The sequence below is a fragment of the Pseudomonas fluorescens group sp. genome, from assembly GCF_020093335.1.
Taxonomy (GTDB): domain Bacteria; phylum Pseudomonadota; class Gammaproteobacteria; order Pseudomonadales; family Pseudomonadaceae; genus Aquipseudomonas; species Aquipseudomonas petroselini.
This window is the reverse complement of record NZ_JAIOKW010000021.1, coordinates 29196-51508: the sequence shown is the minus strand read 5'-3', so window position 1 is coordinate 51508 and position 22313 is coordinate 29196. Positions and strand designations below refer to the sequence as shown.

The 22313-nt window shown below is 61.1% G+C and carries 19 protein-coding genes; 10 read left to right on the top strand and 9 right to left on the bottom strand.

Going from position 1 to position 22313, the window contains the following annotated elements; genetic code table 11:
- Positions 1–25: 25 nt before the first annotated feature.
- From ispC to rpsB, 7 genes are all read right to left on the bottom strand, one after another.
- Positions 26–1216 (bottom strand): 1-deoxy-D-xylulose-5-phosphate reductoisomerase, encoded by a 1191-nt coding sequence (gene ispC, locus K7431_RS20285; RefSeq protein ID WP_012722599.1) that lies wholly within the window; start codon positions 1214–1216, stop codon positions 26–28.
- Complete coding sequence (locus K7431_RS20280) at positions 1213–2019, bottom strand: phosphatidate cytidylyltransferase (protein WP_012722598.1); 807 nt, start codon at positions 2017–2019, stop codon at positions 1213–1215. The genes ispC and K7431_RS20280 overlap by 4 nt, the downstream gene beginning before the upstream one ends.
- Entirely contained in the window at positions 2020–2775 is a 756-nt protein-coding gene (gene uppS, locus K7431_RS20275; RefSeq protein ID WP_012722597.1) for a polyprenyl diphosphate synthase, read from the bottom strand.
- Positions 2776–2792: 17 nt separating this feature from the next.
- On the bottom strand, positions 2793–3350 hold the full coding sequence (gene frr / locus K7431_RS20270; protein ID WP_012722596.1) for a ribosome recycling factor: 558 nt from the start codon (positions 3348–3350) through the stop codon (positions 2793–2795).
- A complete protein-coding gene (gene pyrH, locus K7431_RS20265) occupies positions 3347–4090 on the bottom strand; it encodes a UMP kinase (RefSeq protein WP_003172271.1) in 744 nt (247 codons plus the stop codon). Before pyrH ends, frr begins: the two co-directional genes overlap by 4 nt.
- Positions 4091–4301: 211 nt before the next feature.
- On the bottom strand, positions 4302–5165 hold the full coding sequence (tsf, locus tag K7431_RS20260; protein WP_012722595.1) for a translation elongation factor Ts: 864 nt from the start codon (positions 5163–5165) through the stop codon (positions 4302–4304).
- 203 nt (positions 5166–5368) lie between these two features.
- Positions 5369–6106, bottom strand: a complete 738-nt coding sequence (gene rpsB, locus K7431_RS20255; protein ID WP_003189158.1) for a 30S ribosomal protein S2 — start codon at positions 6104–6106, stop codon at positions 5369–5371.
- Positions 6107–6493: 387 nt separating this feature from the next.
- Between rpsB and map the strand changes: the two genes are divergently transcribed.
- The 3 genes from map to dapC all read left to right on the top strand — a co-directional run bounded on the left by map (position 6494) and on the right by dapC (position 11399).
- The gene (gene map, locus K7431_RS20250) at positions 6494–7276 is read left to right on the top strand and encodes a type I methionyl aminopeptidase (RefSeq protein WP_012722594.1); all 783 of its coding nucleotides are present in this window, start codon (positions 6494–6496) and stop codon (positions 7274–7276) included.
- Between the two features lie 64 nt (positions 7277–7340).
- Positions 7341–10043 (top strand): [protein-PII] uridylyltransferase, encoded by a 2703-nt coding sequence (locus K7431_RS20245; protein ID WP_012722593.1) that lies wholly within the window; start codon positions 7341–7343, stop codon positions 10041–10043.
- A 159-nt stretch (positions 10044–10202) separates the two neighbouring features.
- A complete protein-coding gene (gene dapC, locus K7431_RS20240) occupies positions 10203–11399 on the top strand; it encodes a succinyldiaminopimelate transaminase (RefSeq protein WP_012722592.1) in 1197 nt (398 codons plus the stop codon).
- A 15-nt stretch (positions 11400–11414) separates the two neighbouring features.
- On the opposite strand, the gene K7431_RS20235 is transcribed toward dapC, so the two are convergent.
- Complete coding sequence (locus K7431_RS20235) at positions 11415–13058, bottom strand: Na+/H+ antiporter (protein WP_043204902.1); 1644 nt, start codon at positions 13056–13058, stop codon at positions 11415–11417.
- A 266-nt stretch (positions 13059–13324) separates the two neighbouring features.
- Between K7431_RS20235 and K7431_RS20230 the strand changes: the two genes are divergently transcribed.
- The 4 genes from K7431_RS20230 to K7431_RS20215 all read left to right on the top strand — a co-directional run bounded on the left by K7431_RS20230 (position 13325) and on the right by K7431_RS20215 (position 16380).
- Positions 13325–13633, top strand: a complete 309-nt coding sequence (locus K7431_RS20230; protein ID WP_232504876.1) for an arsenate reductase — start codon at positions 13325–13327, stop codon at positions 13631–13633.
- 32 nt (positions 13634–13665) lie between these two features.
- Positions 13666–14700, top strand: a complete 1035-nt coding sequence (gene dapD / locus K7431_RS20225) for a 2,3,4,5-tetrahydropyridine-2,6-dicarboxylate N-succinyltransferase (RefSeq protein WP_012722589.1) — start codon at positions 13666–13668, stop codon at positions 14698–14700.
- 64 nt (positions 14701–14764) lie between these two features.
- A complete protein-coding gene (locus K7431_RS20220; RefSeq protein ID WP_043204901.1) occupies positions 14765–15970 on the top strand; it encodes an aminotransferase class V-fold PLP-dependent enzyme in 1206 nt (401 codons plus the stop codon).
- On the top strand, positions 15967–16380 hold the full coding sequence (locus K7431_RS20215; RefSeq protein ID WP_012722587.1) for a SufE family protein: 414 nt from the start codon (positions 15967–15969) through the stop codon (positions 16378–16380). Before K7431_RS20220 ends, K7431_RS20215 begins: the two co-directional genes overlap by 4 nt.
- Before the next feature lie 116 nt (positions 16381–16496).
- Here the strand turns inward: K7431_RS20215 and tcdA are convergent, their stop codons facing one another.
- Positions 16497–17306, bottom strand: a complete 810-nt coding sequence (tcdA, locus tag K7431_RS20210; protein ID WP_046036662.1) for a tRNA cyclic N6-threonylcarbamoyladenosine(37) synthase TcdA — start codon at positions 17304–17306, stop codon at positions 16497–16499.
- A 217-nt stretch (positions 17307–17523) separates the two neighbouring features.
- Between tcdA and K7431_RS20205 the strand changes: the two genes are divergently transcribed.
- From K7431_RS20205 to K7431_RS20195, 3 genes are all read left to right on the top strand, one after another.
- Positions 17524–20115 carry a glycosyltransferase gene (locus tag K7431_RS20205; RefSeq protein ID WP_012722585.1) on the top strand — a complete coding sequence of 864 codons (2592 nt, stop codon included), beginning with the start codon at positions 17524–17526 and terminating at the stop codon, positions 20113–20115.
- Positions 20116–20352: 237 nt separating this feature from the next.
- Complete coding sequence (dapE, locus tag K7431_RS20200; protein ID WP_012722584.1) at positions 20353–21504, top strand: succinyl-diaminopimelate desuccinylase; 1152 nt, start codon at positions 20353–20355, stop codon at positions 21502–21504.
- Entirely contained in the window at positions 21504–22313 is an 810-nt protein-coding gene (locus K7431_RS20195) for a putative RNA methyltransferase (protein ID WP_012722583.1), read from the top strand. Before dapE ends, K7431_RS20195 begins: the two co-directional genes overlap by 1 nt.

The following is a 22313-nucleotide window of genomic DNA, read 5'->3' as shown; positions in this document are numbered from 1 at the left end:
CTCAAGGCTCAAACCTGCCCACAGGCTAACGCACGTTGCGGTTCAACCATTGTTCCGCCAGGGCCCGGGCCTTGGTATCGGCCTCGAATACTGCCCCCAGATCGCTCACCGTCACAACAGGCTCAAGCGCCAGGACGTCCTCGATGATACTCGCGATCTGCGGAAAGCGGATGCGCCGTTCGAGAAACGCCGCCACCGCCACCTCATTGGCCGCATTCAGCATCGCCGGCGCGCTATTGCCCGCTTCGGCAGCTTGCCGGGCAAGGCGCAGGCACGGAAAGCGCTGCTCGTCGGGCGCTTCGAAGTCCAGACGAGCCACGGCAAACAGGTCCAAAGGCGCCACGCCGGAATCGATCCGCTCGGGCCAGGCCAGGGCATTGGCGATCGGGGTGCGCATATCGGGGTTGCCCAACTGCGCCAGGACCGAACCGTCCACGTAGTCGACCAGGGAATGAATCACACTTTGCGGGTGAATCACCACCTCGACCTGGTCAGGCCGCGCATCGAACAGCCAGCACGCCTCGATCAGTTCCAACCCCTTGTTCATCATGCTCGCCGAATCCACAGAGATTTTGCGCCCCATGGACCAGTTCGGATGAGCGCACGCCTGGTCGGGCGACACCTGTTCCAGCTCCGCGAGCGGGGTTTTCCGGAACGGCCCTCCGGAGGCGGTCAGCAGGATCCGACGCACACCCACCTGACTCAGGCCACGGGCATAGTCGCCGGGCATGCACTGGAAGATCGCATTGTGTTCGCTATCGAGTGGCAGCAGTACCGCGCCACTTTTGCGCACCGCCTGCATGAAGAGCGCGCCAGACATGACCAGCGCTTCTTTATTGGCCAACAGGATCTTCTTGCCAGCGTCGACGGCCGCCAGGGTTGGACGCAACCCCGCAGCACCGACAATGGCGGCGACCACCGTGTCAACTTCGGCGTCGGCCGAGACTTGGCACAGCCCCTCCTCCCCGACCAACACCTGAGTCGCAAGCCCGGCAGCCCGCAGGTCATCCTGCAGCGTCCGCGCCGCAGCGGCTTCAGGCACTACCGCAAATCGCGGCGCATGGCGTACGCACAAGGCCAGCAGCTCGCTCATGCGGGTAAACCCGGTGAGGGCGAAAACCTGGTAGCGATCAGGATGGCGCGCAATCACATCTAGGCTGCTCAACCCTACCGAGCCGGTTGCACCCAGCACGGTCACTTGTTGCAGGCGGCTCACGACGCCGTCATCCACAACAGCACGGCAAAGATCGGAATGGCAGCGGTCAGGCTGTCGATGCGGTCCAGCACACCGCCGTGACCCGGCAGCAGGTTGCTGCTGTCCTTGATCCCGGCCTGGCGCTTGAACATGCTTTCGGTGAGGTCACCCACCACCGAGATAAACACGACAATGGCTGTAGCCACCAGCGCCAGGAAGATGTCCTTCACCGCCCAGCCACGCACAACACCGACGACCAGTGCGATCACCAGCGTCAACGCCAAACCACCGTATACACCCTCCCAGCTCTTGCCCGGACTGACCGCCGGTGCCAGCTTGCGCTTGCCAAAGGCCCGACCGGAGAAGTAGGCACCGATATCCGCCCCCCAGACCAGCACCATGACCGCCAGGATCAGCCAGTTACCCATCGGGTAACGCTTGATCTCAATCAGCCCCTGCCACGCCGGCAGCAGGATCAATAAACCAATCACCAACTTGCAGGCCACGCTCGACCATTGACTGCTGGTGCGCGGGTAAGTCAACACCAGGAATGTCGCCAGCGCCCACCACAGTACTGCCGCACCCAACACCCAAGGTGCAATGTCGGGCAGGATGTACAAGAGAAACGCCAAGGCGGCCACCACGGCGGCATAGGCCACCCGCGGCAACTGTGCATTGAAACCTGCCAGGCGCGCCCATTCCCAGGCACCCAGGGTGACGACCAGGCCGATAAACAGCGCAAAGCCGGAACCCTCGAGCAGGAAAAACCCACACAAGGCGATCGGCAACAGGATCAGTGCTGTGATGATTCGTTGTTTAAGCATTTAAACCCGGGCTCCAGCTTCGATCTGCTCACTCGTTTTACCGAAGCGACGCTGACGGGAAGCGAAATCGGCCAGCGCAGTACGCATGGCATCGTGTTTGAAGTCCGGCCAGAACAGGTCGGAGAAGTACAGCTCGGTGTAGGCCAGCTGCCACAACAGGAAATTACTGATGCGGTGCTCACCACCGGTACGGATGCACAAGTCAGGCAACGGCAGGTCACCGGTCACCAGGCAGGTTTGCAAGAGTTCGGGCGTGATGTCGTCGGGTCGCAGATGACCGGCCTGCACTTCGCGGGCCAGCCGCTGCGCGGCCTGGGCGATATCCCACTGGCCACCGTAGTTGGCTGCGATCTGCAGCACAAAACGGTTGGCGCCGGCAGTAATGGCCTCAGCTTCGCGCATGGCCGCCTGCAATTCCGGATGGAAGCGCGAGCGATCACCAATGATGCGCAGACAGATGTTGTTGTCATTGAGGCGCTTGGCCTCACGACGCAACGCCCGGAAGAACAAGTCCATCAAGGCGCTGACTTCTTCGGCGGGCCGCTGCCAGTTTTCACTGGAGAACGCGAACAAGGTCAACACTTCGACCTTGGCTTCGGCGCATACCTCGATCACCGCCCGCACCGCATCGACACCCGCTTTATGCCCGGCCACACCCGGCATAAAGCGTTTCTTCGCCCAGCGATTATTCCCATCCATGATGATCGCGACATGGCGCGGCACCACAGAGGGCACAGTCTGCTTGGTCTTTTCCATGAAGGCGTCCTGACCCCTTATACGGCCATCAGGTCCTTTTCTTTTTCTTCCGTGGCCTTAGTGATCTGGGCCTCGGCATCCTTGGTCAGCTTATCGATATCAGCAGTGGCACGACGCTCTTCGTCTTCGCTGATTTCCTTGTCCTTGACCAGTTTCTTCAGGTCACCCAGGGCATCGCGACGGATGTTACGCACGGCGACGCGCGCATCTTCGGCAGCGCTGCGCGCCTGCTTGGTGAAGCCCTTACGGGTTTCTTCAGTCAGGGCCGGCATGGAGATCAGCAGCAACTCACCCAGGTTGGTTGGGTTGAGGTTCAGGCCAGCGCTCTGGATGGCCTTGTCGACGGCACCGAGCATGTTGCGCTCGAAGGCCACGACTTGCAGGGTGCGCGAATCTTTAACGGTAATGTTGGCAACGCTGCTGATAGGGGTATCAGAACCGTAGTAAGGCACCATTACGCTGCCCAGGATACTCGGGTGTGCCTTGCCGGTACGGATCTGGCCGAATGCATGGCTCAGCGATTCCAGGGATTTCTGCATACGCGCCTGGGCGTCTTTCTTGATTTCGTTGATCATTGTTGGCCTTCCTCGATCAGAGTCCCTTCTGCGCCGCCGTGTACGATGTTCAGCAGGGCGCCGGGCTTGTTCATGTTAAATACGCGCAGCGGCATCTTGTGGTCGCGGCACAGGCAAATAGCCGTCAGGTCCATCACGCCCAGCTTGCGATCCAGGACTTCATCGTAGGTCAGATGATCGAACTTCTCGGCATGCGGGTCTTTGAATGGGTCTGCGGTGTAAACGCCGTCTACCTTGGTCGCCTTGAGCACCACGTCAGCATCAATCTCGATGGCGCGCAGGCACGCTGCCGAGTCGGTGGTGAAGAACGGGTTACCCGTGCCGGCGGCGAAGATCACCACTTCCTTGGCGTTCAGGTGGCGCATGGCTTTGCGGCGGTCATAGTGATCGGTCACGCCGACCATGGAAATAGCCGACATCACGATAGCCGAGATATTAGCGCGCTCCAGGGCGTCGCGCATGGCCAGGGCGTTCATCACAGTGGCCAGCATGCCCATGTGATCGCCGGTGACCCGGTCCATGCCGGCCGCACTCAGTGCCGCGCCGCGAAACAGGTTACCGCCGCCGATCACCAGGCCGACCTGTACGCCGATACCGACCAGTTGGCCGACTTCCAGCGCCATGCGGTCGAGTACTTTGGGATCGATCCCGAACTCTTCCGAGCCCATCAGGGCCTCGCCGCTAAGCTTGAGTAGAATGCGTTTATAGCGAGCCTGATAACCACTGCCCTGCTGAGCCATTGCGAATCTCTCCTGCGGCGTATTTTTAAAAATTCTTGGCGAGCCGTTTTACGGCTTGCGTTCACTCTAGCTGGACGCTGTCACAGCGCCATCGGAACACGGCTTTGTAAGCCAGTTCCGAGGGGAAGCCAAATAAAATCGACCTTCCCATTTGAAAAGAGGCTGCGCGCGTGAGCGGGCAGCCTCTTTCGGGCGACAGTTGAAGACTGTCTTATTGCTTGGCGGCAGCCAGCTGGGCAGCAACTTCTTCAGCGAAGTTGTCGACCGGCTTCTCGATGCCTTCGCCTACTTTGAAGTAAGTGAAGGAAACGATTTCAGCACCGGCTTTCTTGGCCAGTTCGCCGACCTTGATTTCAGGGTTCTTGACGAACGCCTGCTCAACCAGGCTTGCTTCAGCCAGGAACTTGCTGATACGGCCCTTGATCATGTTTTCAACGATGTTCTCTGGCTTGCCAGCGATTTTGTCAGCGTTGAGGCTCAGGAACACCGCTTTTTCACGTTCGATTGCGTCAGCAGACACTTCCGATGGCAGCAGGAACTCAGGGTTGCTGGCCGCTACGTGCATAGCGATGTCTTTGGCCAGCTCAACGTTGCCGCCTTTCAGAACAACCGCTACACCGATTTTGTTGCCGTGCAGGTAACCGCCGACAACATCACCTTCAACGCGAACCAGGCGACGGATGTTGACGTTTTCGCCAACCTTGCCGACCAGTACCAGGCGATCTGCTTCTTGAGCTTCGATCAGCGGAGCGGCGTCAGTCAGCTTGTCAGCGAATGCTTTTTCAACGCTGGCAGCAACGAATGCCTTGAAGTCGTCCTGCAGAGCCAGGAAGTCGGTCTGCGAGTTCACTTCCAGCAGAACAGCGGACTTACCGTCTTCTTTCAGAGCGATTGCGCCTTCAGCAGCTACGTTGCCTGCTTTCTTGGCAGCCTTGATGGCGCCGGAGGCACGCATGTCGTCGATGGCTTTTTCGATGTCGCCGCCGGCCTTGGTCAAGGCCTTTTTGCAATCCATCATGCCTTCGCCGGTACGCTCACGCAGTTCTTTAACCAACGCTGCAGTAATCTCTGCCATTTCAAAATCCTCTTGGATAGGTTTTCAACCATTCCACCCGATCAAACGGGCGATCAATTCTTCCCGAATAACCCTTGTAGGCTGCTGCACGTTACAGTCGCTAGGTTGCGCTGCCACAAGTGGGAGCCGACAAATGGTTTTCGAGGTGGCAAAAAGGGGGCCAAGCCCCCTTTTTGCTTACTGAGTCAACGCCAGGGCGTCAATTACTCAGCGGCAGCTACCGGAGCTTCTTCAACGAACTGCTCGGTACCACCAGCAACGTGGTTGCGACCACGGATTACAGCGTCAGCCATCGAACCCATGTACAGCTGGATAGCGCGGATTGCGTCATCGTTGCCTGGGATGATGTAGTCAACGCCTTCCGGGCTGCTGTTGGTATCGACTACGCCGATAACCGGGATGCCCAGCTTGTTGGCTTCGGTGATCGCGATGCGCTCGTGATCAACGTCGATAACGAACAGTGCGTCAGGCAGACCGCCCATGTCCTTGATACCACCCAGGGAACGATCGAGCTTTTCCAGGTCACGGGAGCGCATCAGCGCTTCTTTCTTGGTCAGCTTGGCGAAAGTACCGTCTTCGGCTTGCACTTCAAGGTCACGCAGACGCTTGATGGAAGCACGGATGGTTTTGAAGTTGGTCAGCATGCCGCCCAACCAGCGGTGATCGACGTACGGCGAACCGCAACGTGCTGCTTCTTCAGCAACGATCTTGCCAGCGGAACGCTTGGTGCCGACGAACAGGATCTTGTTTTTGCCCTGGGCCAGGCGCTCTACGAAAGTCAGTGCTTCGTTGAACATCGGCAGGGTTTTTTCAAGGTTGATAATGTGGATCTTGTTACGCGCGCCGAAAATGTATTTACCCATTTTCGGGTTCCAGTAACGGGTCTGGTGACCGAAGTGCACACCGGCCTTCAGCATATCGCGCATGTTGACTTGGGACATGATAGTTCCTTAATAAGTCGGGTTTGGCCTCCACGTACCCCAATGACCAACCAGCGGCATCAAGGCCTCCGGCACCCAGGTCATCGTGTCGACACGTGTGTGGATTTAAGCTTTGCGGGGTATCCCCGGAAAGCGGCGCATTTTATACCACAGCAAGGGCGAAAACGGAACCCGCAATCACATTTGCCGTGAGCCTCTTTCATGCAACCCTTTGAATAGAGCCAACAACCCCCCACCTTATAGAGAGAAGCGATCATCAGAGGCTCATGATTTGACGCCATGGTCTGTTAGAATCGCGTTTTTTGAGGCTTATGCGAATTCTGTAACCTTTTGTCGCACGCCCGTAAACCGTATTGATTTCAGCGCGTCGCGCTAGAGAGAGCCTGTATGACCGTTAGCTTGAAAACCGCCGAAGACATCGCTGGCATGCGCATCGCCGGCAAACTGGCTGCCGACGTGCTGGAAATGATCGCCGAGCACGTCAAGCCTGGCGTTACCACCGAAACCCTGAACCAGATCTGCCATGACTATATCGTCAATGTGCAGGGCGCCATTCCTGCGCCGCTGAACTACAAAGGCTTCCCCAAGTCGATCTGCACCTCGGTCAATCACGTGGTCTGCCACGGGATTCCGGGTGACAAGCCGTTGAAGGACGGCGACACCCTGAACATCGACGTCACCGTCATCAAGGACCGCTATTTCGGCGACACCAGCCGCATGTTCCACGTCGGCACCGTACCGGTCTGGGCCGAGCGCCTGTCGCAGGTCACCCAAGAGTGCATGTACAAGGCCATCGAAATCGTCAAGCCCGGCTGCCGCCTGGGCGACATCGGCGAAGTGATCCAGAAGCACGCGGAAAAGAACGGTTTCTCGGTGGTGCGCGAATTCTGCGGCCACGGCATCGGCACCGTCTTCCACGAAGAGCCACAGATCCTGCACTACGGCCGTGCCGGCACCGGCATGGAACTCAAGGCAGGCATGACCTTCACCATCGAACCGATGATCAACCAGGGCAAGGCCGACACCAAGGTACTGGGCGACGGCTGGACCGCCATCACCAAGGACCGCAAGCTCTCGGCCCAGTGGGAACACACCCTGCTGGTCACCGAAACCGGCTACGAGATCTTCACCCTGCGTGCGGACGACACGATCCCGCGCGTTTCCGCGTAAGGATCACCCAGGTTTTCCCCAACCGTGTTGTGACTGACTGATAGATAGAAAGGAAAGCCGATCGATGCCCCAGGTGGATCCCGAACTCTTCGACCGCGGCCAGTTCCAGGCCGAACTGGCCCTGAAGGCGAGCCCTATCGCTGCGTTCAAGAAAGCTATCCGCCAGGCCCGCGAGGTGCTCGATGGGCGCTTTCGCAGTGGCCGGGATATCCGCCGGCTGATCGAGGACCGCGCCTGGTTCGTCGATAACATCCTGCAAAAAGCCTGGGAACAGTTCAGTTGGAGCGAAGACGCCGACATCGCCCTGGTGGCGGTCGGCGGCTACGGCCGTGGTGAGTTGCACCCCTACTCCGACATCGACCTGCTGATCCTGCTGGACAGCGCCGATCATGAGATCTTTCGCGATTCCATCGAGCGTTTTCTGACGTTGCTGTGGGACATCGGCCTGGAAGTCGGCCAGAGCGTGCGCTCGGTGGATGAATGCGCCGAAGAAGCCCGTGCCGACCTCACGGTGATCACTAACCTGATGGAAAGCCGTACCATCGCCGGCCCCGAGCGCCTGCGCCAGCGCATGCTTGAAGTGACCAGCACTGCACACATGTGGCCGAGCAAAGACTTCTTCCTGGCCAAGCGTGCCGAGCAAAAGGCCCGGCACCACAAATACAACGACACCGAATACAACCTGGAACCCAACGTCAAGGGCTCGCCGGGCGGGCTGCGGGATATCCAGACGATTCTGTGGGTAGCGCGTCGCCAGTACGGCACCCTGAACCTTCGCGCCCTGGCTGGCGAAGGCTTCCTGGTGGAGAGCGAAAACGCCCTGCTGGCCTCGTCCCAAGAGTTCCTCTGGAAAGTGCGCTACGCCCTGCACATGCTCGCCGGGCGCTCCGAAGACCGCCTGCTGTTCGACCACCAGCGCTCCATCGCCACCCTGCTGGGCTTTGAGGGCGAAGACGCGAAGACCAGCATCGAAAGCTTCATGCAGCAGTACTACCGGGTGGTCATGAGCATTGCCCAGCTCAGCGACCTGATCATCCAGCACTTCGAAGAAGTGATCCTGGCCCCCGAAGACGAGGCGCCGCCGCAACCGATCAATTCGCGCTTCCAGTTGCACGACGGTTATATCGAGGCGCGCAACGACAATGTATTCCGCCGCACACCGTTCGCCATGCTGGAGATCTTCGTGCTGATGGCCCAGCAGCCGGAAATCAAAGGCGTGCGCGCCGACACCATCCGCCTGCTGCGGGAAAACCGTCACCTGATCGACGACGATTTCCGCAACGATATCCGTAACACCAGCCTGTTCATCGAGCTGTTCAAGTGCAAGATCGGCATCCACCGCAACCTGCGGCGCATGAACCGTTACGGCATCCTCGGGCGCTACTTGCCGGAGTTCGGTTTTATCGTCGGGCAGATGCAGCACGACCTGTTCCACATCTATACCGTGGACGCCCACACCCTGAACCTGATCAAACACCTGCGTAAGCTGCAGTACACCCAGGTGTCAGAGAAATTCCCGCTGGCCAGCAAACTCATGGCCAAGCTGCCCAAGCCCGAGCTGATCTACCTCGCCGGCCTCTACCACGATATCGGCAAAGGCCGGCATGGCGACCACTCAGAGATCGGCGCGGTCGACGCTGAAGCGTTCTGCCAACGTCACCAACTGCCGCTGTGGGACAGCCGCCTGATCGTCTGGCTGGTGCAAAACCACCTGGTGATGTCGACTACCGCCCAGCGCAAGGACTTGTCCGACCCGCAGGTGATCCATGACTTCGCCGGAATAGTCGAGGATGAAACACGCCTGGACTACCTGTACGTACTGACCGTTTCCGACATCAACGCTACCAACCCGACGTTATGGAACTCGTGGCGCGCCAGCCTGCTGCGCCAGCTCTACACCGAGACCAAGCGTGCCCTGCGCCGCGGCCTGGAAAACCCGGTGGACCGCGAAGAGCAGATCCGCCGCACCCAGAGCGCTGCCCTGGACATCCTCGTTCGCGGCGGCAACGACCCGGATGATGTCGAGCAACTGTGGTCGCAACTGGGTGACGACTACTTCCTGCGCCACACCGCCGGCGACGTGGCCTGGCACAGTGACGCGATCCTGCAACAGCCCGCCGATGGCGGCCCGCTGGTGCTGATCAAGGAAACCACCCAGCGCGAATTCGAAGGCGGCACGCAGATCTTCATCTATGCCCCCGACCAGCACGACTTCTTCGCCGTGACCGTGGCGGCCATGGACCAACTCAACCTGAACATCCATGACGCTCGGGTCATCACCTCCAGCAGCCAGTTCACCCTCGACACCTACATCGTGCTCGACACCGAAGGCGAATCCATCGGCGATAACCCGGTGCGGGTGAAGAAGATCCGCGAAGGCCTGACCGAGGCCCTGCGCAACCCGGACGACTACCCGACCATCATCCAGCGCCGGGTCCCGCGCCAGCTCAAGCACTTTGCGTTTGCGCCCCAAGTGACCATTTCCAACGACGCCCAGCGCCCGGTAACCGTGCTGGAGCTCAGCGCACCGGACCGCCCTGGCCTGCTGGCGCGGATCGGCGGGATTTTCCTGGAGTTCGATTTGTCACTACAGAATGCCAAGATTGCGACCTTGGGCGAGCGGGTGGAAGACGTGTTCTTCATTACCGATGCCGATAACCAGCCGCTGTCCGACCCGGAACTGTGTCGCCGCCTGCAGGACGCTATCGTCCAGCAATTGAGCGTGACCCAGGAACCTGGCGTGGAACTGACACGCCTGACTATCTAAAAAACAGGGCCCGTGTGGGAGGGGGCTTGCCCCCGATAGCGGTGGATCAGATAAAAATGCGTTGGCTGTCACACTGCAATCGGGGGCGAGCCCCCTCCCACATTTAAATGACTTCGCCCAGCAGACCGCATGTTTTCAACCGAATTGAACGAGACTTCCATGAACAACGCCCTGAACCAGCTGCAGCCCTATCCGTTCGAGAAACTGCGTGCCCTGCTCGGCAGCGTCACGCCGAACCCGGACAAGCGCCCAATCGCGCTGTCCATCGGTGAGCCCAAGCATAAGTCTCCGACGTTTGTCGCCGAAGCGCTGAGCAACAACCTCGATCAAATGGCGGTGTACCCCACCACCCTGGGTATCCCGGCCCTGCGCGAGGCCATCGGCGCCTGGTGCGAACGCCGCTTTGACGTGCCCAAGGGTTGGCTCGACCCGGCGCGCAATATCCTGCCGGTCAACGGCACCCGCGAGGCGCTGTTCGCCTTCACCCAGACAGTGGTCAATCGCGGTGACGACGCGCTCGTGGTCAGCCCGAACCCGTTCTACCAGATCTACGAAGGCGCCGCGTTCCTGGCCGGGGCCAAGCCGCATTACCTGCCGTGCCTGGACGCCAATGGCTTTAACCCGGATTTCGACGCCGTGACGCCGGACATCTGGAAACGCTGCCAGATCCTGTTCCTGTGCTCCCCCGGCAACCCGACCGGCGCGTTGATCCCGGTCGACACCCTGAAAAAACTCATCGCCCTGGCCGACGAATACGACTTCGTTATTGCCGCCGACGAGTGCTACAGCGAGCTGTACTTCGACGAGCAAACCCCGCCACCGGGCCTGCTCAGCGCCTGCGTCGAGCTGGGCCGCCAGGACTTCAAGCGTTGCGTGGTGTTCCACAGCCTGTCCAAGCGCTCCAACCTGCCAGGCCTGCGCTCCGGGTTCGTGGCCGGCGACGCCGACATCCTCAAGGGGTTCCTGCTGTACCGCACCTACCACGGCTGCGCGATGCCGGTGCAAACCCAGCTGGCCAGCATCGCGGCCTGGCAAGATGAAGCCCACGTGCAGGCCAACCGTGACCTGTACCGGGAAAAATTCGACGCCGTACTGGCGATCCTCAAGCCGGTGCTGGACGTACAAAGCCCGGATGGCGGGTTCTACCTGTGGCCAAAGGTAAAGGGCGACGATGCGGCCTTCTGCCGCGACTTGTTCGTCGAAGAACACGTGACCGTGGTGCCGGGCTCGTACCTGTCGCGGGAGGTGGACGGTGTCAATCCAGGCGCGGGGCGCGTGCGCCTGGCCTTGGTTGCGCCGCTGGGGGAATGCGTGGAAGCAGCTGAGCGGATTCGGGATTTCATTCAGCGGCGCTGATAAGCGCCTGACGGGTCATTTCAGATGTCCCAGATTCGCCTCACTCATATCCAACTCCGCCAATACCTCCCTCAAGACGTCATCACCAATCTGGTGATGACGGCTCAAGCTATACAACTCCAACCGCTGCGCCCGCAGCGCCTTGAGACGCAGCTTCCGCTCAAGCAGATCCATTTGCCGCGCCAGCGCCTGGGCTTCCGCCGAGTCGTTGAACACGTCCAGTTGATGGCGATACTCCGACATCAACCGTGCCTTCAACTCGGCGGCGAGTGCGGCTTGGGCAGCGTCCTGGGTTTCCGTTTCAACGGGCTCCTCGGCCTCCAGGGCATGAATCGCGGCAACGGCTGTTTTCTTCCAGGCTTCGCGGACTTCGTTATGACGCTTCTCATCCGGGCTTTTCTCAATGCCGCGCAACAACAGCGGCAACGCGATGCAAGCGGCGATCAACGACAGGAGGATCACCCCGGCGGCGATGAAGATCAGCAGGTCACGCTCGGGGAAATCCTGGCCCGGCGCCAACAGCAAGGGCACCGACATCACACCGGCCAAAGTGACCGCACCGCGCACACCCCCCACCGTCAACAGCCAGCAGGAGCGGGCTGTGGGCACCAGGGTCAGCTCGCTTTTCCCACGTAACCGCCGCAATAAACCCGACAGCCGCCAGATGCTCTGCACCCAGATAAACCGCAGCACCACCAGCACCAGGAAGATCGCGATCACATCCAGGCAGCGATAAAACAGCGTGGGCCACAGCGTCGGCTCATGACTGACCACGGCCTTGATGATGTCCGGCAGCTGCAGGCCCAGCAGCAGGAAAATCAGGCCGTTGAAGGCAAACTCCAACAACGACCACACGCTGCGATTGAGCAAGCGCGTACTGGTCTGGCGTGGCAGCAGGTCGAGCCAGCTTTGCATCATGCCCGCCGCCACCGCCGACAGGATGCCCGATGCGCCCAGGCGTTCGGCCAGCACATAGGCCGCAAACGGCAGCAGCAACATGAAGACCACGTGGGTGGCCGGATCATCCCAGCCCCGCGCAATCATCCAGGCGCGCAGACGGCCGACCAGCCAGCTGAGCGCCACACCGACAGCCAGGCCGCCGACCGCCACCAGGACAAAGGTCAGGCTCGCATCGGCCAGGGAAAACACCCCGGTCAGCGCCGCCGCCAGGGCGAACTTGAAGGTCACCAGGCCCGAGGCATCGTTCATCAGCGCCTCGCCTTGGAGCATATGCATCAGCGGCGTCGGCAAGCGGTTCTGGGCAATGGCCGACACCGCCACGGCGTCCGTCGGCGACAACACGGCCGCCAGGGCGAAGGCCACCGGCAACGGGATCGTAGGCAACAGCCAGTGAATGAAGTAGCCGGCACCGACCACCGTAAACAGCACCAGCCCCACCGCCAGCGTCAGGATCGGCCCACGCAGGCGCCATAACTCGCGCTTGGGCATGCGCCAGCCATCAGAAAACAGCAGAGGCGGCAGGAACAGAAACAGGAACAGCTCCGGGTCCAACGCCACATGCAACCCCAGCGTCGGCCAGGCCAGCAGGGCACCGGCGGCAATTTGCACCAGCGGTAACGGCAGAGGGATGATACGCCCGACCAGACGCGAAACGCTGACCAGCATCAGCAGGATAAGAACGGTGTAGGCGGTTTGCATAAAACAGGTTTCCCGGACAATCGACTTGCAACGACACACATCAGGCAACAAGTGGCCGTTGAAGTGCCATATTACCCGGCTATGTTAGCGGCTATGCCGCGCAGTGGCTTTTGCACAAAAGTCGCACAGCGCTGACGAGCGGCACCCAAACCCGCTGGTCGTGGCATAATCCGTGATCTTTCGTTTTAAGCAGCCCAAAGGGGGGCAATTCCTTGACCGCTTCAAGCAAAACGTTGCACCTTTTCGGCATCAAAGCCTGCGACACCATGAAAAAGGCGCGTACCTGGCTCGATGAGCAAGGCGTCAACTATGAGTTTCACGACTACAAAACGGCCGGTATCGACCGCGAACACTTGACCCAATGGTGCAACGAGCACGGTTGGCAGGTGGTTTTGAACCGTGCGGGCACCACCTTTCGCAAACTCGAAGACGAACGCAAAGCCGATCTCGATCAGTCGAAAGCCATTGAATTGATGCTCGCACAACCCTCGATGATCAAGCGCCCAGTGCTCGATCTCGGTGACAGAACCCTGATTGGCTTCAAGCCAGATAGTTATTCGGCGGCCCTCAAGTAGGCCAGCCCTTTCCATTTTGTAGAGGTAACAGCATGTCCAATTCCCTGTTCAGCCTGGGCTTCGGCGTCGGCACTCAGAACCGCCAAGGTGCTTGGCTGGAAGTGTTTTACGCACAACCGTTGCTCAACCCATCGGCTGAAATTGTCGCCGCCATCGCACCGATCCTCGGTTACAGCGAAGGCAACCAGGCGATTACCTTCACCGTCACCCAGGCCCTGCAACTGGCAGACGCGCTCAAAGGTGTTGATGCCACCCAAGCCGCGTTGCTGAGCCGCCTGGCTGAAAGCCACACCCCGCTGGTCGCCACCGTGCTGGCCGAAGACGCGGCACTGACCTCCACCCCCGAGGCCTACCTCAAGCTGCACCTGCTGTCCCACCGCCTGGTCAAGCCGCACGGCCTGAGCCTGGCCGGTGTGTTCCCGCAGTTGCCGAACGTGGCCTGGACCAGCCAGGGCGCGATCGACATCGCGGAATTGGCCGAGCGCCAGCTGGAAGCCCGCCTGCGCGGCGAGCTGCTGGAAGTGTTCTCGGTGGACAAGTTCCCGAAAATGACCGACTACGTTGTGCCAAGCGGCGTACGTATCGCTGACGCCGCGCGTATCCGCCTGGGCGCCTACGTGGGCGAAGGCACCACCGTGATGCACGAAGGCTTCGTCAACTTCAACGCCGGCACCGAAGGTCCGGGCATGATCGAAGGCCGTGTATCGGCGGGCGTGTTCGTCGGCAAGGGCTCGGACCTGGGCGGCGGTTGCTCCACCATGGGCACCCTGTCGGGCGGCGGCAACATCGTGATCAAGGTGGGCGAAGGCTGCCTGATCGGCGCCAACGCCGGTATCGGTATCCCGTTGGGCGACCGCAACACCGTGGAGTCGGGCTTGTACGTCACTGCCGGCACGAAGGTTGCGCTGCTGGACGAACAAAACCAACTGGTCAAAGTGGTCAAGGCACGTGAGCTGGCCGGCCAGCCGGACCTGCTGTTCCGCCGCAACTCGGAGACCGGTGCCGTGGAGTGCAAAACCCACAAATCGGCCATCGAACTGAACGAAGCGCTGCACGCTCACAACTAAGCAGCCACTCGATGCCACTAGCGGGCCCCGACCCTGGGGCTCGCTTATACGAGTCTTGAACACCATGCTAGTGCCCTCCCCCTGGCGTGCCGATTTCCCGGCCATCGCCACGCTGCAACGGCAAGACCAGACTTACCTGGACAACGCCGCCACCACGCAAAAACCCCAGGCCCTGTTGGATGCCATCAGCCATTACTACGCCAATGGCGCAGCCAATGTGCACCGTGCCCAGCATTTGCCAGGCGCCCATGCGACGCAAGCCTTCGAAGACAGTCGCAGCAAGGTCGCGCAGTGGTTGAATGCAGGCGACAGCGGGCAGATCGTCTTCACCCACGGCGCGACCTCAGCGCTGAACCTCTTGGCCTATGGCCTAGAGCACTTATTCAATGCGGGCGACGAGATTGTCATCAGCGCCCTGGAACACCACGCCAACCTGCTGCCCTGGCAGCAACTGGCCAAACGTCGCGCCGCCACGCTGGTGGTGTTGCCGCTGAACGATGACGGCGTGATCGACCTGCCGGCCGCCGCCGAGCTGATCGGCCCACGCACACGCCTGCTGGCGGTGAGCCAGTTGTCCAACGTGCTCGGCGCCTGGCAGCCGCTGGAGGCCCTGCTGGCGCTCGCCCAGCCACACGGCACCCTGACGGTGGTCGATGGCGCCCAGGGCATCGTCCATGGCCGTCACGACGTGCAGGCTTTGGGCTGCGATTTCTATGTGTTTTCCAGCCATAAGCTGTATGGCCCGGATGGCGTCGGCGTGCTGTTCGGGCGCAACGAAGCCTTGCATCACCTGCGCCACTGGCAGTTTGGCGGCGAGATGGTGCAACAGGCGGACTACCACAGCGCCAGCTTCCGCCCGGCACCGTTGGGTTTCGAGGCGGGCACCCCGCCGATTGCCAGTGTGATCGGCCTGGGCGCCAGCCTGGATTACCTGGGTTCGCTGGACCAGCCCGCGATCGTCGCCCATGAGGCGGCGCTGCATGACTACCTGTTACGTGGCCTCAAAGCGCGCAATGGCGTGCGCGTGCTGGGGTCGCCGCAGGTCGCGCTGGTCAGTTTTGTCGTCGATGGCGTGCACAACGCGGACCTCGCGCACCTGCTCACCGAGCAAGGCATTGCCGTGCGCGCCGGCCATCACTGCGCAATGCCGCTGCTCAAGGCGATGCATCTATCGGGGGCGATTCGCGTGTCCCTGGCGCTGTATAACGATTCCGATGACCTGGAGCGCTTCTTTGAAGCGCTGGACCAGGCGCTGGACATGCTGCGATGAGCCTGCCGGTAGAGGCCGTTGCCGCACTTGAGGCTTTTCAAGCCGTGGGCAGTTGGGAGCAGCGCGCGCGGATGCTGATGCAATGGGGCGAGCGGCTGCCAGCATTGGCGGATGAAGATAAGACCGAGGCCAACCTGGTGCAGGGCTGTGAAAGCCTGGTGTGGTTGGTGGGGCGTTTGCAGGATGGCCACTGGCAGTTCGCCGCCAGCAGCGATGCACGGATGATTCGTGGGTTAGTCGCATTGCTGCTGGCGCGGGTCAATGGGCTTTCTGCTGCCGAGCTACTGGCCGTGGACCTGCCCGACTGGTTCAATCAATTGGGGCTTTCCCGTCAACTCTCACCCTCGCGCAGCAATGGCCTCAACGCGGTCCTGCAACGCATGCGCGAACTCAGCCATACACAAAGCTAAATGTGGGAGGGGGCTTGCCCCCGATTGCAGGGTGTCAGTCACTGAACAAGTTGGCTGATCCACCGCTATCGGGGGCAAGCCCCCTCCCACATTTGAATTGTGTAGGGTTCCGAGATTTAAGTGGGCTTGACCCGCTCCGACGGCCGGCGCACTCCTGCCACAATTTTATCCACTGCCTTGGTCGCCGCCACCATGCCGAAGGTGGCCGTCACCATCATCACCGCGCCAAACCCACCGGCGCAGTCCAGCTTCACCCCGTCCCCGACGAAACTCTTCTGCAAACAAATGCTGCCATCCGGCTTGGGATAGCGCAGTTGTTCGGTGGAAAACACGCACGGCACGCTGTAATGGCGGGTCACGGTGCGGGAGAAACCATAGTCGCGGCGCAAGGTGGAGCGCACTTTCGACGCCAGCGGGTCGTTGAAGGTACGGTTCAGGTCGCAGACCTGGATCAGCGTCGGGTCGATCTGCCCGCCCGCGCCGCCGGTGGTGATGATCTGGATCTTGCGACGCTTGCACCAGGCGATCAGTGCCGCCTTGGCGTTGACCGCGTCGATGCAGTCGATCACGCAGTCGATGTTGGGGGTGATGTACTCGGCCATGGTGTCGCGGGTCACGAAGTCCGCCACCGCATGCACCGTGCAATCCGGGTTGATCGCGCGCAGGCGCTCAGCCATCACTTCGACCTTGGGTTTACCGACGGTGCTGTCCAGCGCGTGCAACTGGCGGTTGCTGTTGCTGACGCAGACGTCATCCAGGTCAAACAGCGAAATCTCGCCCACCCCGCAACGGGCCATGGCTTCCGCCGCCCACGAGCCCACGCCGCCGACGCCGACAATCGCCACATGGGCCGCTTTCAAGCGTTCCAAGCCTTCAATGCCATACAAGCGGGCGACGCCTGCAAACCGCGGATCTTCTGTACTCATGACCATTACCCCAAAAACCGGCGCGCATTATGGGCTACGCAGCGGCAAGTTTTAAGCTACAAGTTACAAGTAAAGAACTTAGATGTACTTTCGCTGCCCAATGTCCGGTTTTTCTCGGCTTGCTGTACGGTCAGGGAAGGGCCGGTGTAGGATGCGCGCCGTTCGGCGTAGGCCGACACCTCTTTTCGTTCCACACCCTTTGGAACCCGAAATAGCCATGGCATCGCGTAAATTTGGACTCAACCTAGTGATAGTGCTGGCAATTGCCGCGCTATTCAGCGGTTTCTGGGCGCTGATCAACCGCCCGGTCACCGCCCCCAACTGGCCTGAACAGATCTCCGGTTTTTCCTACTCGCCGTTCCAGCAAGGCCAGTACCCACAGAAAGACCAGTACCCGACCGACGACCAGATGCGTCGCGACCTCGAGATCATGAGCAAGCTGACGGACAACATCCGTACCTACTCGGTCGACGGCACGCTGGGGGATATCCCCAAGCTGGCCGAGGAGTTCGGCCTGCGTGTGACGCTAGGGATCTGGATCAGCCCGGATCTTGAGCGCAACGAGCGAGAAATCCAGCGCGCCATCGAAATCGCCAACAGCTCGCGCAGTGTGGTGCGGGTAGTGGTCGGTAACGAAGCCCTGTTCCGTGAGGAAATCACCCCCGAAGCGCTGATTGTGCTGCTCGACAGGGTCCGCGCCGCCGTGAAAGTGCCGGTGACGACGTCCGAGCAATGGCACATCTGGGAAAAGAACCCGCAACTGGCCAAGCACGTCGACCTGATCGCCGCGCACATCCTGCCGTTCTGGGAATACATTCCGATGGACAAGGCCGGCCAGTACGTACTCGACCGCGCCAGGGACCTGAAGAAACTGTTCCCGAAAAAGCCGTTGCTGCTGTCGGAAGTGGGCTGGCCGAGTAACGGCCGCATGCGCGGTGGCAATGAAACGTCGCCTGCCGACCAGGCGATTTATCTGCGCACACTGGTGAACAAGCTCAATCGCCAGGGTTTCAACTACTTCGTGATCGAGGCGTTCGATCAGCCGTGGAAAGTCAGTGACGAAGGCTCGGCCGGCGCTTACTGGGGTGTATACAACGCTGCGCGCCAGCAGAAATTCAACTTTGACGGGCCGGTGGTGGCGATTCCGCAATGGCGCGTGCTGGCCATTGGTTCGGTGGTGCTCGCGCTGCTGTCCCTGACCCTGCTGATGATCGATGGCTCATCCCTGCGCCAGCGTGGCCGCACCTTCCTGACCTTTATCGCGTTTCTCTGCGGTTCGGTGCTGGTGTGGATCGGCTACGACTACAGCCAGCAATACAGCACCTGGTTCAGTGTCACCGTGGGGATCCTCCTGGCCCTTGGCGCCCTCGGCGTGTTTATCGTGTTGCTGACCGAAGCCCACGAACTGGCGGAAGCGGTATGGACCCACAAGCGCCGGCGTGAATTCCTACCCGTGGAGGGAGATTCGGACTACCGCCCGAAAGTGTCGATCCATGTGCCGTGTTACAACGAGCCGCCGGAGATGGTCAAACAGACCCTCGACGCCTTGGCCGCCCTCGATTACCCGGATTACGAAGTCCTGATCATCGACAACAACACCAAGGACCCGGCCGTGTGGGAGCCGGTACGCGACTACTGCGAAACCCTCGGCCCGCGCTTCAAGTTCTTCCACGTCGCGCCGCTGGCGGGTTTCAAGGGTGGTGCACTGAACTACCTGATCCCGCACACCGCCAAGGACGCCGAAGTGATCGCGGTGATCGACTCGGATTACTGCGTGTCGCCGAACTGGCTCAAACACATGGTGCCGCACTTCGCCGACCCGAAAATCGCCGTGGTGCAGTCGCCGCAGGATTACCGCGACCAGAACGAAAGCACCTTCAAGAAGCTCTGCTACGCGGAATACAAAGGCTTCTTCCATATCGGCATGGTGACGCGCAACGACCGTGACGCGATCATCCAGCACGGCACCATGACCATGACCCGTCGCTCGGTGCTCGAAGAACTGGGCTGGGCCGATTGGTGCATCTGCGAAGATGCCGAACTGGGCCTACGCGTGTTCGAGAAAGGCCTGTCGGCGGCGTATTACCACGACAGCTACGGCAAGGGCCTGATGCCGGATACCTTTATCGACTTCAAGAAACAGCGTTTCCGCTGGGCCTACGGGGCGATCCAGATCATCAAGCGCCACACCGCGAGCCTATTGCGTGGCAAGGGCACCGAGCTGACCCGTGGCCAGCGCTACCACTTCCTCGCGGGCTGGTTGCCGTGGGTGGCGGACGGCATGAACATCTTCTTCACCGTGGGCGCCCTGTTGTGGTCGGCGGCGATGATCATCGTGCCGACGCGGGTCGACCCGCCGTTGCTGATTTTCGCGATTCCGCCATTGGCGCTGTTTGTGTTCAAGGTCGGCAAGATCATCTTCCTCTACCGCCGTGCGGTAGGCGTGAACTTGAAGGATGCATTCTGCGCAGCCCTGGCCGGTCTGGCGTTGTCCCACACCATCGCCAAAGCGGTGCTGTATGGCTTCTTCACCACCAGCATTCCGTTCTTTCGTACACCGAAAAACGCGGATAACCACGGCTTCTGGGTCGCGATTTCCGAAGCCCGCGAAGAGATGTTCATCATGCTGCTGTTGTGGGGCGCGGCGCTGGGGATCTACCTGGTGCAGGGCCTGCCCAGCAATGACATCCGCTTCTGGGTGGTGATGCTGCTGGTCCAGTCGCTGCCGTATGTGGCGGCGCTGGTGATGGCTTTCCTGTCGTCGCTGCCGAAACCGGCGCCGAAGGTCGAGCTGGCAACTGCTGAGTAAAAACTTGCGCAATGCACTAAACGGCGGCCTCTGGCCGCCGTTTTGCTATAAGATAACGGCCGTTTTATGAGTCTTGGCCCAGGCCAATGCTTTGTGTGGGAGGGGGCTTGCCCCCGATGGCGGTGGGCCAGTCAACAGATGCAGTGACTGACACTCAGCCATCGAGGGCAAGCCCCCTCCCACACTGAATCTACGCCCCTTACGTCCTGCGCCCATCACATGCTTCCGGAGTTTCCCATGACGGCCCATGCCGACCTTTCGCCGACCCTTCAACTCGCTATCGACCTGATCCGTCGCCCCTCAGTGACGCCGATGGACGCCGATTGCCAGAAGCTGATGATGCAGCGCCTGGGCGACGCCGGTTTTGCGCTCGAGCCGATGCGCATCGAAGACGTGGACAACTTCTGGGCCACCCATGGCAAGCATGAAGGTCCGGTGCTGTGCTTCGCCGGCCACACCGACGTGGTGCCGACCGGCCCGGTGCAAGCCTGGCAGAACGACCCGTTCGACGCGTTGATCGACGAAAACGGCATGCTCTGCGGGCGTGGCGCGGCGGACATGAAAGGCAGCCTGGCGGCGATGCTGGTGGCGGCCGAGCGCTTTGTCAGCGACTACCCGGACCACCAGGGCTCGGTCGCCTTCCTGATCACCAGCGATGAAGAAGGCCCGGCGCACCACGGCACCAAAGCCGTGATCGAACGCCTGGCCGCACGCAAGGAGCGTCTGGACTGGTGCATCGTCGGCGAGCCGTCAAGCACCACCCTGGTGGGCGATGTGGTCAAGAACGGCCGTCGTGGTTCCCTCGGCGCGACCCTGACCGTACGCGGTGTACAGGGCCACGTGGCGTACCCGCACCTGGCGAAGAACCCGATCCACTTGGCTGCACCGGCCCTGGCGGAACTGGCTGCCGAGCATTGGGATGACGGCAATAGCTTCTTCCCGCCCACCAGTTTCCAGATCTCCAACCTCAATTCCGGCACCGGCGCGACCAACGTGATCCCCGGCGACCTGACAGCGGTGTTCAACTTCCGCTTTTCCACCGAATCCACCGTCGAAGGCTTGCAACAACGGGTGGCCGAGATTCTCGACAAACATGGCCTGGACTGGCACGTGGAGTGGGCGTTGTCGGGCCTGCCCTTCCTCACCGAACCGGGCGCGTTGCTGGATGCGGTCTCGGCGAGCATCAAGGCAATCACCGGGCGTGAGACCCAGGCGTCCACCAGCGGCGGTACCTCCGATGGACGCTTCATCGCGACCCTCGGCACCCAGGTGGTCGAGCTGGGCCCGGTCAACGCAACGATCCATCAGGTCAATGAGCGCATCCTGGCCAGCGATCTCGATGTGCTGACCGAAATCTACTACCAGACCCTGATCAAGTTGCTCGCCTGATGCTCGCCTGCCCCATTTGCAGCGCGCCGCTCAATGCGGTGGACAATGGCGTGGCGTGCCCGGCCGGACACCGTTTCGACCGCGCGCGCCAGGGTTACCTGAACCTGTTGCCGGTACAACACAAGAACAGCCGCGACCCCGGCGATAACCTGGCCATGGTCGAGGCGCGCCGCGACTTTCTCAACGCCGGGCACTACGCCCCGGTGGCCAAGCGCCTGGCTGAACTGGCCGCCGAACGTGCGCCGCAGCGCTGGGTGGACATCGGTTGTGGCGAGGGTTACTACACCGCGCAAATCGCCGAAGCCCTGCCCCACGCCGATGGCTACGCGCTGGATATCTCCAAGGAAGCGGTCAAACGCGCTTGCAAGCGCAACCCGGCGCTGACTTGGTTGATCGCCAGCATGGCCCGTGTGCCGTTGGCCTCAGGCAGTTGCCAGTTTCTCGCCAGCGTTTTCAGCCCATTGGATTGGGAAGAGGCCAAGCGCCTGCTCAGCCCCGGCGGCGGCTTGATGAAGGTCGGCCCAACCGCCGGCCACCTGATGGAATTGCGCGAGCGTTTATACGACGAAGTGCGCGAATACACCGACGACAAGCACCTGGCCCTGGTGCCGGACGGCATGAGCCTGGCGCACAGCGAAACACTGGAATTCGCCCTGAGCCTGGCCGAACCCCAGGACCGTGCCAACCTGCTGGCGATGACACCCCACGGCTGGCGCGCCAGTGCCGAGCGCCGCGCCGACGTGATCGAGGCGGCCGAGCCGCTGCTGGTCACGGTATCGATGCGCTACGACTATTTCGTGCTTCAATAA